The following is a 16,075-nucleotide window of genomic DNA, read 5'->3' as shown; positions in this document are numbered from 1 at the left end:
ATCCGTTTTCAAACTTGAAGGTGTTTTTTATTTGTCTCATCTTATGGGGTCAGTCCCGCTGGCCTCTCTGCTTTTTTTATTTCACTGCAGCACGCAATTCCTCTGCCGCAAACTCTACATTCGGGCCAATAATGACTTGTACTGATTGCCCGCCCGATTTGACGACTCCTTTTGCGCCTGCTTTCTTTAATAACGCTTCATTTACTAAAGACGTATCTTTCACTGTCAATCTCAGCCTTGTCGCACAGTGATCAATCGTCTGCAGGTTTTCTTTTCCGCCAAGCCCCTTCAGCATGATGTTTTCATTGACAGACTGTGCTGTGTTCTCGTCCAGCACTTCATCCAAGTCATCATCCTCACGCCCCGGCGTTTTCAAATTCAACGTCTTAATTAAGACGTAAAACACGACAAAGTATACAGCCGCATAGCATATACCTACCAGAAGCAGCAGCAGCGGCTTTTCTGCAATTCCGTAGCTCAAAAGATAATCGATCGCACCGGCTGAAAAAGAAAATCCAGAGCGTATGCCGAGCAAATTAACGATGAATAACGACAGTCCGGTTAAGACTGCATGCACTGCGTATAACAGCGGAGATAAAAACATAAATGCAAACTCAATTGGCTCCGTAATCCCTGTGATAAACGCAGTCAACGCAAAACCGATCATCATTCCGGCCGTTGCTTTTCGTTTTGACGGCTTGGCAGTCACAATCATTGCCAGACATGCCGCCGGAAGGCCGAACATCATAATCGGGAAGAATCCCGTCATGTATGTGCCCGCTGTCGGGTCTTTAGCGAAAAAGCGCGCCAAATCTCCTGTCACTCCGTTATATTCGCCAAATTGGAACCAGAAAATATTATTGAGCACGTGGTGAAGACCGAGCGGAATTAACAGCCTGTTGAATAAGCCGAATATGCCCGCGCCGATTCCGCCAAGCCCAAGCATCCACTCCCCAAACGCGTTAATTCCCGATTGAATCGGCGGCCATATCGAACCGAATATTCCTGCTAAAATGATTGTGAAAATAGCGGTGACAATCGGCACAAGCCGTCTGCCGCTGAAAAACCCGAGATATTCCGGCAGTTTTGTATCCTTAAAGCGGTTATAGGTGTAACCCGCAATTAAACCGGCAATAATTCCCCCAAATACCGCCATGTTGTTTGCTTCATTAATCGATTTTGTTGCCGCGTCGAGCATCAAATACGAAATCGCCCCTGATAAACCCGCGGCCCCATTGCTGTCCTTTGAAATGCCGATGGCAATCCCAATCGCAAATATAAGCGGCAGGTGATCAAAAACAGCAGTTCCCGCTTGATAAACAAACGGGATATCGAATAAATCCTCCCTGCCAAGTGCAAGGATAATCCCGACTGCAGGCAAAACTGCAATCGGGAGCATAAATGACTTTCCAAGCTTTTGTAAAAATGAAAGCATACCCATCCCCCTCTTACCCTTTTTTAAAAATATACCATACAAGATATCTAGTGATCTATACCAATTTTCCCGGCATATTTCTTTTTTCCCAGGTTCGCGTGTTTCCTATTCTAGAGCCAATTGTGGTAAGCTTAAACTAGATTATTTAAAAAGAAAGCGGGAATGACAGATGATTGTAACAAACGATCAAGAATTAGAAGGCCTGAAAAAAATCGGCAGAATTGTAGCGCTGGCGCGTGAAGAAATGAAACGGAAAGCAGAGCCCGGCATGAGCACTAAAGACCTTGACCTTATCGGAAAAGCGGTGCTTGACGAGCATGGCGCTGTTTCGGCTCCGCAAAAAGAATACGACTTTCCTGGTGTGACATGCATCAGCGTAAATGATGAAGTGGCGCATGGCATTCCAAGCACATCCACTATTTTAAAAGCCGGAGATCTTGTGAACATTGATATCTCTGCTGAATTCGGCGGTTTCTACTCCGATACAGGCATCTCGTTTGTGCTCGGTGAAGGAGAAGAACGCCTTCACAAGCTATGCCAATGCGCAGAGGATGCCTTCCAAAAAGGGCTGCAGCAGGCAAAAGCCGGCAAGCGCCAAAATCAGATCGGGAGAGCCGTTTATCATGAAGCACGTTCTAAAGGATTTACCGTCATTAAAACCCTGACCGGCCACGGAATCGGCAGAAGCCTTCACGAAGCGCCGAACCACATCATGAACTATTATGATCCATTTGATAACGCGCTTTTCAAAAACGGCACAGTGATCGCACTTGAACCATTCATTTCAACAAAAGCGGAAACCATCGTCGAAGCTGGAGACGGCTGGACCTTTAAGACGCCGGATAAAAGCATGGTTGCCCAAGTTGAGCACACCATCGTCATCACCAAAGACGAGCCGATTATCCTGACAAAGCTGTAAAAACACATTTCGTATGTTTAACCTCCTCCTTTTACAGGTAAATCATCACTATTCTGCAGGAGGAGGCACTGTAATGAACAGAGATCAAGAAAAAATCCAAATTGAAAACGAAATGAATGCAATGCACGGAACAATAAAAGAAGAAATGTTAAAAGACTTTGAAGAATTTAAAGACTACCTGAAAAAACAAGTTAACCGGGGCAAGAAATTAGGATTAGATGACGGCAAGCTTGTCAAAAGCGCTGCGATCCTGGGAGACTACCTCGCAAAGCATGAAGAACCGCAAAACGGTGAAGAAATGCTGCTGCAGGAGCTTTGGCGCGTTGCGGATGATGATGAGAAAAAACATTTGGCACAGCTGTTAGTCAAATTGGTTGAGAAACAATAAAACACCTAAGCCGGGCATATGCCCGGCTTCTCTATATTGTCACAGCCCGGCCCATCCAGATATGCTACACTAGGATTAATGTCTGTGAAAGGAGCCATTGTCCGCATGTGGTTTATTATTTTTGGTATCGTCTTTTTCATTGAAGGCATCATCATGACCGTTTTCGGCGTGAGGAAAAAAAACGGGATGCTTACATATATCGGTATTGTGTTCAGCATCATGACACTTGGCATTATCGTGCTGAAACTCACCGGGCATTAAATCATATTCAGCGTTTACTCCGCATATACATACAGGAAGAAAGTTCGCATCACTAGTGCGAAAGACTCAGTTTTTCCCGCATCTCTTTTCAGCATCTTTTGATAGATGTTACAATGCCAATCGTTTGGTCAATCAGATAGGGAAAGGAGTTTTCTGACATGCATTACGGCAGTAAAGGCTGGTATGTAGCAGAATTAAAAAAGCAGGGCATCACGAAATATGAAGGAAGAAAGCTTCAAAGCTATAAAACCTATTTTCTTGCCAACCTGCTTGAAACAAAGAAAAAACAATCCTGATATGGTGAAGCCGCGCACGTTTAGATGCGCGGCTTTTTTATTGAATCGAAAGCAGCCTGTCCCGTTTTTTGATAAAGGAAGATCTCCAGCTTTCAGACAATGCTTCTTCACTTAAAATCCTTTCAATGGCGGCGAGATTTTTTGTGTCATGGTATTTGATATGGTTTGCGAATTGGACGGATATGTCTTTTTCGCCTCTGGACAGCAGTTCGAGCTTTGCATTCGGAGCGACCCTGCCCTCTTCCAGCACGCGAAAATAAAATCCTGTATATCCGGTTTGCTGAACTTTCAGCACCATATCCTTTACACCAAACTTTTTGGCCAGTTTTATACACGGCTGACGCGGCTGGCTGACCTGAACAACGGCATCATCAAGCTGAAAGACATCCCCTATGCAAACGTCCTCCTCAGTCAGGCCTTGCACCGTAAGATTTTCACCAAACGCGGCGTCCGGGAGCGATCTTGAGAGAAACTCCGTCCAAAACGGATAGTGCTCCGCGGAATAGACACAGACAGCCTTATCAGGGCCGCCATGATTGACGAGGTCCGCCTGTCCGTCTCCTTCAAAATTCTCCCGATACAGCATAACCGCGGAATCAGCCGGCCGCTTCATGATGCCGGTCTCTATTTTCTTTCCATCGTATTCAAGCGTCTGCGGCTTTCCCAAATTAAGAGAAAGAATGGAATAATGCGCTGATGTCATACAAACACATCTCCTTTACAGGATATAAAATGATTGATTATCATAAAAAGAAAAGGTGGTTTTTACATGCTTCAATATCGAATCGTTGCTGACGGCCGGGTTCAAGGTGTCGGTTTCCGCTACTTTGTTCAAGCGGAAGCCGATAAGCATAAACTCACCGGCTGGGTCAAAAACCGTGATGACGGGCGTGTCGAGATTTTGGCCGAAGGGCCTGAAAACGCCTTGCAATCATTTCTTGAGGCCGTGAAGAAAGGCAGCCCCTTTTCAAAGGTTACCGGCATCTCTGTCACTGAATCCAGCAGCCTTGAAGGCCATCACCGGTTTTCAATAGTCTATTCGTAAGGCTTATCCTGATAAAAGTAATTCGGCTTGACGATTGAATTGTCATAAGATCGGTGAAAAATATGTGTGGAGGCGGGTGAAATCGGCGGTATCAGCCACGTCCAGTCACCCGTCAGCTTTCTGCCCGCTTCTTCCTCCTGTTCTTCAAACCGTTTAAACTGGCTTGCAGCCGTGTGATGATCGACGATGCTGACGCCGTGCTTTTTATATGAATGCAAAACAGCTTTATTCAATTCAACAAGCGCCTGATCCTTCCATAAATCCGCATTGTAATCAGTGGCAATACCGATAACGGATGCCACTTTTTTGAGCTTATCATACCGCTTTTCATCAGCCAGATTTCTCGCACCGATCTCCGTTCCCATATACCAGCCGTTAAACGGTGCGGCATTATAATGAACGCCGCCGATCTCAAGCCTCATATCCGCAACAATCGGCACGCCGTACCATTGCAGCTTCAGGTCAGAAAACGCTTCGAATTCCGGGTGGGTCAGCGGAACTTCTATCACCAGTGACCGGGGCAGCTCATACCAGACCGGCTGCTTGTCACCCTTCATGCGGAAAATAAGGGGAAGAAGATCAAAATCGGTCCGCTCTCCGCGCCAGCCGAGCTGCTCACAGGCTGCGGTGAGAGAACGGGAAGCAGGATCGCCGATTCTTTCTCCGTCGGATTCATATCCCGCGTACCGGATCAGCTGATGATTCCAGATCTCGACTTGCTTTTCGCCCTTCTCTTCCGGAGGGAAAATCGTAATGGTCGGCCTGATTTTCCCGTTATTTGTGGCGGTTTCAATGTGATGAAACAGAGCGTCCCGTACTTCTTCTTTAGTCCGGACGTCACGTCTGTCAATGACATTCAGCGAGTTCCAGAACAGTCTGCCGATGCAGCGGTTGCTGTTTCTCCAAGCCATTTTCGCCCCGTGCGCCAGCTCTTCCTTTGTATGTACATAGCTTCCAGTCCGGTCAATCTCACTTTTAATGTCATCGAGACGGTCTTGCGCTTCATCCTCCTTTCCGAGTTCCTGATAGCAATTGGCAATAAACGCTTTCGCTTCGTTCCAGAGTATTTCTTTATCTTCCAACAAACTCTCTCCTCCAAATCGCATTCATGCTTCTCATTGTATCGTTTTTGAGCGGGAAGACAAATGATTTTTCTGCATCTTCTTGGAAAAACAAATAAAAAAACACCCGCGTTTGCGAGTGTCAAAGGGATGATAAATGATGGGCCAATTCCATTAAATCACTGCGAAAGTTTCTGCCTGTCATTGGGATGCCGTGCCCGGTCAGCAGCGCTTCCGGTTCTCGTTCGGCAAGTCTTTGAATCGACTCGGCGGCCATCTCAGTGTCAGGTGTGAAATAAGCCGGCGGGCCGTGAAGCTCCTGTTTTTGAATGAAGACGTCAGCCATTTTTTCCTGTTCAACTGTAATCACCGCATCGCCAGCGACAAGCACACGGCCGTCCTCGCGGAATAATGAAATATGGCCCGGTGTGTGGCCCGGTGTTGCGATCCAGATCCACTCGTCCAAAAACGGAACAGTGCCGTCTTCAGGCAGTGCTTGAACATGAGCGGAAATATCGATCGAATGGCGCGGAAACAGCGGCGACAGCTTGGCAACCAGACCGCTTTTGCTGTCTGGCCTCGCCGGCGGATAATCCTCTTTTCCGGTTACAAAAGGCATTTCCCGCGAATGGACATAAACAGGAACATCCCAATGCTCAAGGATCTCTTCAATGGCCCCGATATGATCAAAGTGCCCGTGTGTCAGAATAATGGCCTTCAAGTGGTAGTCATCACCGAATCTTTGTTTTGCTTCGTTTAAAATCATGCCGGCTGATTGAGGCATGCCGGCATCTATTAAAATAAATGAATGAGGTTCAGAAGGATACTGAATAAAATAGACATTCGCAATTTGCACGGTCAGACCATGTACACCCTTTGCGGCCTCGAACCCAGTCCCGCTTCTGACTGAAGTCAGCGGCATATAAGGATCACTCATGAAGACACCTCCGGTACGTTGTATGCCGTTAGTGTATGTCATTCCGCCTGAATTATCATGCAGAAATCGAAATGGCACCGATCAATAAAGCGGTAACCGTCATGACAATCACGGCGAGAACCGCCCATTTCAAAGCGAATTTTTGATGATCGTCAATTGAGACACCGACAAGCCCGACAAGCAAATGTGTTGATGGCACTAGCGGACTCAGCATATGAATCGGCTGTCCGATAATTGAGGCTCTTGCAATTTCGACTTTATCAACACCGTATGCGACAGCCGTTTCTGATAAAATCGGCAGCACTCCGTAAAAATACGCGTCATTCGGCATGAGAAATGTGAAAATGCCGCTAGTTAATGCTACAATTGCCGGGATCAACCCGCCCATTTGTTCAGGAATCATCGACACAAGCGAAATCGCCATTTCGTCAACCATTTTGGTGCCTGTTAAAATTCCCGTAAAAACGCCTGCTGCAAAGATCATGGAGCCAATAGCCAGCACGTTGCTTGAATGTGCTGAAATACGCTGTCTCTGATGATCGAGGTTCGGATAATTCACAATGAGTGCAATACAGAATGCGATGACAAACAGCACCGTTAAACTGACTTTGCCTGATACTAAAAACCCTATCAATGAAAGCGTTAACAACAAATTGAACCACCAAAGCTTCGGTCGCTTCCACTCATCTTCAACCGAAGCGGCTGGTTCGTTGACATCGGCCGGCTGTTTCAGCTCAATCACACCGAGCCGTTTGCGCTCCGCTTTACCCAGCACATACGAAACTGCGACCATACAAAGCATTCCGCTCGCGATCACAGGGATCATCGGCCCGGTCAGCTCAGCCGGATCAACCCCAAGCGCGCTCGCCGCCCGCGGCGTCGCGCCTCCCCACGGAATCGTATTCATAATCCCCATGCCGACTCCGGCAATTCCCGCCAATATAATCGGCCGGATGCCGAGCAGCAAATAGAGCGGAAGCATCGCGCTTGTTGTAATCATATAGGTTGTTGAACCGTCTCCATCCAATGCAACAAGCATCGTAAGAACCGCTGTCCCGACAACGATTTTTAACGGATCGCCTTTGACCATATTTAATATTTTGGCAACCATCGGATCAAAAAGCCCAGTGTCAATCATGATTCCAAAATATAAAATCGCAAACATAATCATAACAGCCGTCGGCGCCACCTGCTGAATCCCCGAGATCATCATATCGCCAACTTCAGTGAACCCGAAACCGGCTATCAGCGCAAACACAATCGGCGTCAGAACCAATGCCGTCAGGACAGAAAGCCGTTTTGTCATGATCAATACCATAAACACAAGCATCATAAGAAATCCTAAGATTGCTAACACATTCATTCCCCCTTTAAATGAATCCGCTTACATTTTATCCCCTATTCCCCTTTTGCCTTTTTGTCATCGTATGAGAAAAACGGTCTCAAGTAAATAATTTGGTTTTTTTGTATTTTTAATTTTTTAAAACCGTTTTGTTCTTTTTGGTCATTTCTAAACACAAAAAAAGCATTCCGCCTACGGCAGAATACTTTTTGCTTAATTGCCTGTCATGATGGTTTGATAAAACGCTGATTGTTCTTCAAGAAACCGTTTCGTTTCCTTGCTGTTTAAATAAAAGCTCTCCCAGTCCTGCTCGTTTATTTTCTGCTTCCATTCGGGCGAGGATGTCACCTTTTTTAATGCTTGGTCCCAGTAAGAAATCTCTTCCTCAGACATGTTTTTCGGTCCCAGCACCCCTCTCCAATGAGAGAAGACAAACGGAATGCCCTGCTCTTTCCACGTCGGCACTTTTGGAAAACCGGGCAGCCTTTTATCTGACGTGACGGCGGCTAATGTAATCTCGCCGTTTCGCTCGTACGGCTTGGCTTCTGAAACAGTCATGGAAGCTGCTTCTATCTCATGCCTGATAAGCGCCTGGATCAATTCTTCACTGCTGTCAAACTGTAAAAACTCAATGTCGAAAGGGTCAATCCCATACATATCAGCGGCTCTGACGAACGAGAGCTGATCGTCATTGCCAAGCCCCGGGGAAAAACCGATTTTGACTTTGCCAGGATGCTTCTTGATCTCTTTCAGCACATCCTTTCCGCTTTTCAGCGCCGACCCTTTCGGAAGAGCGACAGTCTGCCATTCCTTAGCGAGAATCGCCAGCGGCGTAAAATCATCAGTTTTTAATTTACTTTGTCCGAGCAGGTAATTGCTCAGGATTAAACTGGACATCATACTGATAGTCTTCCTGCCGCTTTGGTTGACATATTTCCAGCCTTTATCGCCTCCGCTCCCGGGCTTATACACAATATGAATACTGCCTTTCATCAGCTGTTTTTGCCTGAGCACGGATTGAATCGCCTGCGCCGTTACATCCCAGCCCCCGGAAGGCTCGGCAGGCACAACGATCTCAACCGGCCCGTCCGGCAGACGGGGAGCGGCCGCTTTCCGGATGTCACCTTGCATGAAGACCAATAGACAAATGAATATGATCACAAGTTTTTTCATCGCTATTCAGCCGCCAAATAATATTTTCTCTCCGGTCTGCCGATAATCCCGTACTCCAGCTCGGCTCGCGCTTCTTCCTTAGACACAAGATACTCGGCATAGCGGCGGGCTGTTGTTCGTGACGCGCCCATTGCTTCGCCAAGTTCTTCAGCTGTCATTCCTCCGTCCGCAGTACGCAGCGCCTCTTTAATTTTTTTCAGCGTGATCGGATTGATGCCTGTCGGCAAATCCTCCGCAGTGACAGCTCCCTTAGAGCTGCCCCCAAAAATATGGTCAATCATGGATTGGCTGACCTCCGGCTGAGACAGCAGCACCTGCCTTTTTTCTTTATACTGAAGCAGCACCTGTTTGAACTTGTCAGCCGTTACAGGCTTTATCAAATAGTTTGCGATCCCCGCCCGCAGCGCTTCCTGTAAGTGGCGGGTTTCCGTTGCGGCTGTAATAATCATAATATCAACGTCCGGAAACCGTCTCCGTATCTCTGGAATCAATGCTGTTCCGAGCTCGTCCGGCATATAAATATCCAATAGCAGCAAATCAGTTTTGTGTGTCTCCAAAAGCAACATTGTCTCTTTAGCATTGCCCGCTTTGCCGATAATGCTGAATCCATCAAGCTGTTGAATCAATCTCTCATGGATTTGCGCAACCCGAAAATCATCCTCCGCAATCACGATGTGAATCAAATGGATTCCCCCTTTGTCTGTTTCTCCTTCGGTATAAAAACAGTAAATACCGCTCCTCCGCTTTTTTGATTTGTCAGCTCGATCCAGCCTCCCAGCTCACGCACTGACTCTTTTACGTTGGCGAGTCCGTAGCCTCTCTTCATCCCCTTTGAAGAGTATCCCCTTTCAAACACCGCCTCCATTTTATCAGGCGGCACTCCCAGTCCCGTATCGGATACTTCGATAACAATATCCCGTCCGATATCTGTAATAAAACATGAAACCTCCTGTACGCTTTGATCCGCTACAGCTTCGAAAGCGTTATCAATTAAATTGCCGATAATTGTAATGAGATGGGACAAGCCGACATGAGGAGGAAGAGGCCCAAGTGTGCTGTTGTCATCAATCGACAGCTTCACCTTTTTTTCCGATGCTTTGCTCATCTTTCCTAACAAAATCGCCTGCACCTGCTGCGAATGAATGTTTTGGAATAAAATATCATGCTGTTCATTTTGGATGGCGTATTCCTCTTTAATCAGTTCAATCGCTTCGTCATATTCACCAAGCTCAAGCAGCCCTAAAATCGCGTATAGCTTATTAGAAAATTCATGAGTCTGGGCGCGCAGGTCCTCTGAGTATTTTCGCACCTCTGTCAGCGTGTCAATCAGCTTTTTCAGTTCTGTTTTTTCTCTGAAGCTGATAACAATTCCATACGCCTGTCCGCCTTGTGTCATGACTTTTGTATTGATAATAAAGACTTGGTCGTTGACGCATACCTCCTGATTCGGCGGCATTTCTTCCTGCTCAAGCACAGACATCAGTTCTGCTCCCGGCATCACGTCATCAACAGGCACGTTCATCACAGGCTCGGGTAGCTTTAGCATTTCAGCCGCCGATACGTTCATCATCGTCACAATGCCTTCACGGTTGGTGGCGATGATCCCTTCCTTAATCGCCCGCAGCATCGCATTCCGCTCCCGATAAAGAGATGCAATTTCGTGCGGCTCAAGGCCAAGCGTATCCTTTCTAATGCTTTTGGCAAGCGCGGCGGCACCGGCAAATCCAAGCAGCAGCACGAGTACAGCCATGAAGCTTAAGTCTCGCAGATGTTTCTTGATGCCTTGCTCTGTCTTGGTTTGCAGAAAATCAACGGACACGCTGCCGATCACTTGGCTGCGCCCCTTTTGTTCCTCGATAATCGGTGCGCTGCCACGAATCACCCTTTGTCCATCCGCTTTTGTCTCTGAGACGTGAGAGCCTCCAAACAGGATTTCTCTGCTTCTCGTCAGATGCTTATTTTCGCTATTGTCCGAGGCGGTTCGGACCATTCCTTTTTCATCAAGCACATAAATGGCATAAGCGCCGGTCTGTTCTTTCATTTGTTCAATGACCTCCTGCGCCTCGGCAGCTTGCCCGTCTTTCGTCACGATAAGCTCCTTTGCCGGCGGCATATAGGAAATCGTTCTCGCCGTCTGTACCGCCAGCTGTTCTGCCTGTTTTCGCCCTTCTTTTGTTTGCTGAACGGCAAACGTGACTGTCAGCACGCCAATCACAAAGATCAGCAGCGCCGCAATCAACCCCATTATTTTTGTTTGCAGAGAAAAATGGAATCGCTTTTTCACCACAGCACCAGCCGTCCTTTCTACCTAGATCATACCATTTTTCGCCCGGTCATTTTCTTATTTTTCAAAATCCATTTCTTTGGTGATCAGGATCTATTATTCAGATCAAGATGTTTCCTTGTCACATCACCAGTGTCCAGTTTTGCTGAACAATCCTTTTTTCATGAAGGAATCATTCCGTCTGAACATTTCAATATACATATAGTATCTGAGTGATATGGTGAAGGGCGGGAGGTTATGGTGAAAACGAGTCTTATTGTGCTGACTTATAATCAATTGGCGTTAACAAAACAATGCTTGGAGAGCATATGGACGCATACCTATGATGACTGTATAGAAGTGATTGTTGTAGATAACGGCTCTCATGACGGGACACAGGACTACCTCAAACAGATCCCTTCAATCAAAACGATTTTTAATGAAACAAACGAAGGGTTTGCGAAAGCCTGCAATCAGGGCCTTGAGGCCGCTTCGGGGGACAATGTTCTTTTTTTAAACAATGATACTGTTGTGACAAGTCATTGGCTGGAGCCGATGATCAAGCTGCTTTATCAAGATGATAAAACCGGCATGGTCGGGCCTGTAAGCAATTATGTCAGCGGGCCTCAGCAAATCTCAGTTGATTACAACAGCTTAGAAGGAATCGAAGCTTTTTCACGGCGCCATTGCATGCAGCAGCGGGGCAAATCAAGAAGCGTTTTAAGGCTGGTCGGATTTTGCCTTCTTGTCAAAAAAGAGGTACTGGACAAAATCGGCGGCTTTGACGAGCGTTTTGAAGGCGGTTCATTTGAGGACGATGATTTGTGCCTTCGCGCTCTGCAGGCCGGATATCAGCTGAAAATCGCCCTTGATTCGTTTGTGCATCATCACGGGCATGCCACGTTTTCCGGAAATCCGGATTTAAGCATCAGCCGATTATATCAGGTCAACCGCCAAACCTTTATAGATAAATGGAAGCACGATGTGACGGCTTTTATTGATCCCCAGCCAGAGCTGACAGCCCTTGTGCCTTCAAAAGCCCGCTCCATCCTGCATATCGGCTGCGGCGCGGGAGCTGCGGGTGCAGAGCTATTGAACCGGCAAACCTGTACATTGTACGGCATTGAAGAAGATGCATTGCTACGTACAATGGCAAGCGCCTATTATGAACAAGTCACGTCAGCAGATACGGAAACACGCGGCCTTCCTTACCCTGAGGCTTTTTTCGATGCCATTTTGATAGGAGACCTTTTGAGCTGCTCGATGCATCCCCGGCGAACGATTGAGGCTCTTGCCGTTTATCTAAAGCCTTCAGGCTCATTGATTTGCAGTATCCCGAATGTAGCTTATGCAGACACGTTTCTTTCTTTATTATGCGGAACACCGGCACACACACATTTCATCACGCCTCAAAACGTAAACACACTATTTCCCGAACACCTTTATGACATAAAATCAATCACCTCTCATTTAGCCGTTCCTGAATCGAACATACAGCTGTTTTTACAAGAAGTTGAATATCTTGCCGGGCAATTTGATTTGCCTTTGGATCACTTATCAAAACATGCTCAGATTGATTACATGTTTGTCCATGCAATGAAGAAAAAACCTGAAGCGGAGGTGGTGATATGATTTCGATCAGTCTATGTATGATCGTGAAAAATGAGGAAGCCGTTATCGGCCGCTGCTTAGATTCTGTGCGCAGGATTGCTGATGAAATGAACATTGTGGATACCGGCTCAGTTGATCAGACGAAAGACATCGCTGCCCGTTATACAGACCGTATCTTTGATTTTGAATGGATAGACGATTTTGCGGCCGCCCGAAATTTTTCGTTTCAGCAGGCAACAGCTGACTATATTTTATGGCTTGATGCCGATGATGTGTTTACCGAGAAAGATCAAGAACTGTTCTTGGATTTAAAAAGAACGCTTGATCCGCATATTGACGCGGTATCAATGAACTATCACCTGGCGTTTGATGAAGAAAACAACGTCACATCCAGCTTAAGAAGATACCGGCTCGTAAAACGGGAAAAGGGCTTTAAGTGGATCGGCGCGGTTCATGAATATTTAGAGGTGTACGGAAACCTCCATCACAGTGACACAGCGGTTTCTCACATGCCTCTTAGCCATGACGCTGACCGAAATCTGCGAATTTATGAAAACATGGCCTCGTCAGGAAAGGATTTTTCGCCAAGAGATTTATTTTACTATGCGAACGAGCTGTGTGATCACGGAAAAATAGAAAAAGCGATAGAATACTATTTGCGTTTTTTGAAAACAAAGCAGGGATGGGTTGAGGATAATATCAGAGCCTGCAATAAATTAGCAGATTGCTATCATTCATTGGGACTGAAGGAAAAAGAATTAAACTGGGTGCTCCACACGCTCGTCTACGGACCTCCGAGAGCGGAAACGTGCTGCAGATTGGGATTCTCTTTTTTAGAAAAAAACGATGTCCAAACCGCTGTCTATTGGTATGAAAAAGCAATAGAAGATAGAGGCTCAGAAAGCTTGGCTTTTCAAAACCGCGCCTGCGCCACCTGGCTGCCTCACTTACAATTAGCCGTCTGCTACGATAAGCTTGGCCAGCATCAGCTTGCCTATCAGCATAATGAATCGGCTTTACAATACCGTCCTCATGATTCAAGAATGCTTGCCAACAAAACATACTTTGAAGAGGTCCTGCAGCAGCAGGCTGGCTCCGGAGGTGAACATCATGGAAATCAATAAAAGGTCACTTGCTGATTCTATGAAAGAATATGAGCGAAAAGATAAAGAGTATTACAAAAGCATCAACCGGCAGCTGTTTGACCTGGTAGAACCCCATGCGAAAACCATTCTTGAGGTCGGATGCGCCGAAGGCCTGTTTGGCGCAGCTGTTAAGGAAAAAATGAATTGCTCCTATTTTGGGGTCGAATCATATCCGCCAGCTGCCGAAAAAGCCGCTCATCACATTGACGAAGTGATAACAGGAGACATCGAAACATTGAAGCTTCCTTTTGAAAAAAACACATTTGATCACGTCATCTTCGGCGATGTATTGGAGCACTTAATAGACCCTTGGACAGTGTTAGCTAACATGAAGCCTTACGTAAAAGAAACAGGGAGCATTTTGGCAAGCATTCCGAATATCGGGCATATCTCAATTTTTGAAAGTCTGCTGACCGGCAAATGGACGTATACACAGGCTGGGCTGCTCGATAAAACACACTACCGTTTTTTCACCTTGCAGGAAATGAAGAAGATGTTTCATGAAACAGGTTACAAGGTCAGCCAGATCAATCCTATTTCCTTTACGACTCACTATTATGAAAAAATGATCAGCAAACTGGCACATGTCAGAGCAAACATGGGAATTCACCATGCAAATTTCGAGGAGGAAGCCAGAGCCTATCAATATGTCATAAAGGCGCAAAAAAGATGAAACAGCATCTAAATGAAAATTCCATTTGCTTCATTACATGTGTTAATGATGACACCCTTTATGACCTCTGCCTGAGACATATCCAGTCTCTATCAGTACCGCCGCATATGGAGGTTGAGTTAATTGATATACGAAAGGCTGACAGTATGGCCTCCGGCTACCAGGCGGCAATGCATCAGTCAGACGCAAAATATAAAGTGTATGTCCATCAGGATACATTTATCATCAATCGTTCATTTATTTACGATATCCTGCATGTCTTTCAGCAGAACGATGCGCTTGGCATGATAGGCGTCATAGGAGCTGAAGAAGTGCCGCAAAGCGGGATTTGGTGGGAGGCTTCTAAAAAAGCGGGAAAAGTTATTGAATACCGCAGTACGTATAGCTATTTGTCGTTTGATGAGATAGACGGAACCGTGAAAACAGTTGAAGCATTAGACGGTTTATTGCTGGCCACCCAGTACGATCTCCCGTGGCGGAAAGAGATCTTTGACGGCTGGCATTTTTACGATACTTCTCAATGCTTTGAGTTCAGGAAAAAGGGATATCTTGTCGGTATTCCTCATCAAAAAGAGCCATGGGTCATACATGCTTGCGGCAATGAGTTTGATTCTGACCAGTATTCTGATTACCTTAAAAGATTTTTGGGGGAATATTTCAAAACATGATAAGTCTTTCATTGGGCACAACAAGAAACCTACTTTTTTTATAAAGTAGGTTTCTTGTTTCAAATGCTTGAATTTTAAAAAAGAAGTGACTCTCATTCTCTATTATTAAGGGAACCTAATAGCATTTATATCTAGGTTTAGTGCGGTGCTACCACTCACATTACTTATTGTGGTAAAGATTATCCTAACCTCATAAGAAGTCGTGCCTGTGACTGTTGTAGTATCTACATACGTTGTAGCAATTGGAAATCTTGACGTAATGGCAGCATTAACATTTCTTTGGACAGAGCGTATATCTACCAATACTCCGTTTCTATAAATTCTGGTTTGGAAAGTAAAGTTCGAGTTAGCTGTCGTTGTCACATCAACAGAAATGGCAAAATCTAATTTTATTAATTGGCCAGCGACTGTTGGCAGACTTAAAGTCCCAATTGACGTTTCAGTACCGTTAACAGCAACTGAAACTGGGCCTGCTACCTCATTATAAAACAGTTGCGGATTTGCCCCGGTTGGTCCGGTTACTCCGGTTGATCCAGTCGATCCCGTTGCTCCAGTTGGACCTGTTGACCCCGTTGGACCGGTTAATCCTGTTGCTCCGGTTGATCCTATTTCTCCTGTTGATCCTGTTGGACCTGTTGGTCCCGTGGCTCCGGTTGGTCCGATTGATCCCGTTGGTCCTGTTGATCCCGTTGCTCCGGTTGCTCCCGTTGCTCCGGTTGCTCCCGTTGGTCCTGTTGATCCCGTTGGTCCTGTTGATCCCGTTGGTCCAGTCGCTCCTGTTGATCCGGTTGCTCCTGTTGATCCGGTTGCTCCAGTTACACCAGTTGCTCCTGTTGCTCCAGTTGATCCGGTTGATCC

17 protein-coding genes and 1 pseudogene are annotated in these 16,075 nt (G+C 46.2%); 9 read left to right on the top strand and 9 right to left on the bottom strand.

Going from position 1 to position 16,075, the window contains the following annotated elements; all coding sequences use genetic code 11:
• Positions 1 to 76 precede the first annotated feature (76 nt).
• Positions 77 to 1,435 (bottom strand): N-acetylglucosamine-specific PTS transporter subunit IIBC, encoded by a 1,359-nt coding sequence (nagE, locus tag CJU60_RS17190; RefSeq protein ID WP_024120573.1) that lies wholly within the window; start codon positions 1,433 to 1,435, stop codon positions 77 to 79.
• Between the two features lie 169 nt (positions 1,436 to 1,604).
• On the opposite strand from nagE, the gene map reads away from it, so the two are divergent.
• The 4 genes from map (at position 1,605) to CJU60_RS17170 (ending at position 3,299) form a co-directional block, all read left to right on the top strand.
• Complete coding sequence (gene map / locus CJU60_RS17185; protein WP_024120572.1) at positions 1,605 to 2,354, top strand: type I methionyl aminopeptidase; 750 nt, start codon at positions 1,605 to 1,607, stop codon at positions 2,352 to 2,354.
• Positions 2,355 to 2,427: 73 nt separating this feature from the next.
• On the top strand, positions 2,428 to 2,742 hold the full coding sequence (locus tag CJU60_RS17180; RefSeq protein ID WP_095714424.1) for a DUF3243 domain-containing protein: 315 nt from the start codon (positions 2,428 to 2,430) through the stop codon (positions 2,740 to 2,742).
• A gap of 105 nt (positions 2,743 to 2,847) precedes the next feature.
• Positions 2,848 to 3,003 (top strand): hypothetical protein, encoded by a 156-nt coding sequence (locus CJU60_RS17175; protein WP_095714423.1) that lies wholly within the window; start codon positions 2,848 to 2,850, stop codon positions 3,001 to 3,003.
• A 158-nt stretch (positions 3,004 to 3,161) separates the two neighbouring features.
• On the top strand, positions 3,162 to 3,299 hold the full coding sequence (locus CJU60_RS17170; RefSeq protein ID WP_010333376.1) for a YflJ family protein: 138 nt from the start codon (positions 3,162 to 3,164) through the stop codon (positions 3,297 to 3,299).
• 37 nt (positions 3,300 to 3,336) lie between these two features.
• On the opposite strand, the gene CJU60_RS17165 is transcribed toward CJU60_RS17170, so the two are convergent.
• Positions 3,337 to 4,002 (bottom strand): MOSC domain-containing protein, encoded by a 666-nt coding sequence (locus CJU60_RS17165; protein WP_095714422.1) that lies wholly within the window; start codon positions 4,000 to 4,002, stop codon positions 3,337 to 3,339.
• Between the two features lie 66 nt (positions 4,003 to 4,068).
• Between CJU60_RS17165 and CJU60_RS17160 the strand changes: the two genes are divergently transcribed.
• Positions 4,069 to 4,344 carry an acylphosphatase gene (locus CJU60_RS17160; RefSeq protein WP_010333374.1) on the top strand — a complete coding sequence of 92 codons (276 nt, stop codon included), beginning with the start codon at positions 4,069 to 4,071 and terminating at the stop codon, positions 4,342 to 4,344.
• Here the strand turns inward: CJU60_RS17160 and nosA are convergent.
• From nosA to CJU60_RS17130, 6 genes and pseudogenes are all read right to left on the bottom strand, one after another.
• Positions 4,335 to 5,426: a nitric oxide synthase gene (nosA, locus tag CJU60_RS17155; protein WP_095714421.1), complete on the bottom strand. Its 1,092-nt coding sequence runs from the start codon at positions 5,424 to 5,426 to the stop codon at positions 4,335 to 4,337. The genes CJU60_RS17160 and nosA overlap by 10 nt on opposite strands.
• Positions 5,427 to 5,547: 121 nt before the next feature.
• Positions 5,548 to 6,342 carry an MBL fold metallo-hydrolase gene (locus tag CJU60_RS17150; RefSeq protein ID WP_095714420.1) on the bottom strand — a complete coding sequence of 265 codons (795 nt, stop codon included), beginning with the start codon at positions 6,340 to 6,342 and terminating at the stop codon, positions 5,548 to 5,550.
• Positions 6,343 to 6,397: 55 nt separating this feature from the next.
• The gene (citM, locus tag CJU60_RS17145; RefSeq protein ID WP_095714419.1) at positions 6,398 to 7,699 is read right to left on the bottom strand and encodes an Mg(2+)/citrate complex secondary transporter CitM; all 1,302 of its coding nucleotides are present in this window, start codon (positions 7,697 to 7,699) and stop codon (positions 6,398 to 6,400) included.
• 198 nt (positions 7,700 to 7,897) lie between these two features.
• Complete coding sequence (locus tag CJU60_RS17140) at positions 7,898 to 8,857, bottom strand: tripartite tricarboxylate transporter substrate binding protein (protein ID WP_095714418.1); 960 nt, start codon at positions 8,855 to 8,857, stop codon at positions 7,898 to 7,900.
• A 2-nt stretch (positions 8,858 to 8,859) separates the two neighbouring features.
• Positions 8,860 to 9,540, bottom strand: a complete 681-nt coding sequence (locus tag CJU60_RS17135) for a response regulator (RefSeq protein WP_095714417.1) — start codon at positions 9,538 to 9,540, stop codon at positions 8,860 to 8,862.
• Positions 9,512 to 11,144 (bottom strand): annotated as a pseudogene (locus CJU60_RS17130) (sensor histidine kinase). Before CJU60_RS17130 ends, CJU60_RS17135 begins: the two are co-directional and overlap by 29 nt.
• Before the next feature lie 234 nt (positions 11,145 to 11,378).
• Here CJU60_RS17130 and CJU60_RS17125 point away from each other — a divergent pair.
• From CJU60_RS17125 to CJU60_RS17110, 4 genes are read left to right on the top strand one after another with little or no spacing between them, the layout of a single operon-like run.
• Entirely contained in the window at positions 11,379 to 12,752 is a 1,374-nt protein-coding gene (locus CJU60_RS17125; RefSeq protein WP_095714415.1) for a glycosyltransferase, read from the top strand.
• Entirely contained in the window at positions 12,749 to 13,855 is a 1,107-nt protein-coding gene (locus tag CJU60_RS17120) for a tetratricopeptide repeat-containing glycosyltransferase family 2 protein (RefSeq protein ID WP_095714414.1), read from the top strand. Before CJU60_RS17125 ends, CJU60_RS17120 begins: the two co-directional genes overlap by 4 nt.
• Positions 13,842 to 14,549, top strand: a complete 708-nt coding sequence (locus CJU60_RS17115; RefSeq protein WP_095714413.1) for a class I SAM-dependent methyltransferase — start codon at positions 13,842 to 13,844, stop codon at positions 14,547 to 14,549. The genes CJU60_RS17120 and CJU60_RS17115 overlap by 14 nt, the downstream gene beginning before the upstream one ends.
• On the top strand, positions 14,546 to 15,217 hold the full coding sequence (locus CJU60_RS17110; protein ID WP_095714412.1) for a glycosyltransferase family protein: 672 nt from the start codon (positions 14,546 to 14,548) through the stop codon (positions 15,215 to 15,217). Before CJU60_RS17115 ends, CJU60_RS17110 begins: the two co-directional genes overlap by 4 nt.
• A 105-nt stretch (positions 15,218 to 15,322) precedes the next feature.
• On the opposite strand, the gene CJU60_RS21935 is transcribed toward CJU60_RS17110, so the two are convergent.
• A partial coding sequence (locus CJU60_RS21935) for a collagen-like domain-containing protein (RefSeq protein WP_141243798.1) occupies positions 15,323 to 16,075 on the bottom strand: 753 nt, incomplete at its 5' end.

The organism is Bacillus sp. 7705b, from assembly GCF_002289525.1.
GTDB lineage: Bacteria > Bacillota > Bacilli > Bacillales > Bacillaceae > Bacillus > Bacillus halotolerans.
The sequence above is the reverse complement of the archived record's forward strand: the minus strand, read 5'-3'. Positions and strand labels throughout refer to the sequence as shown.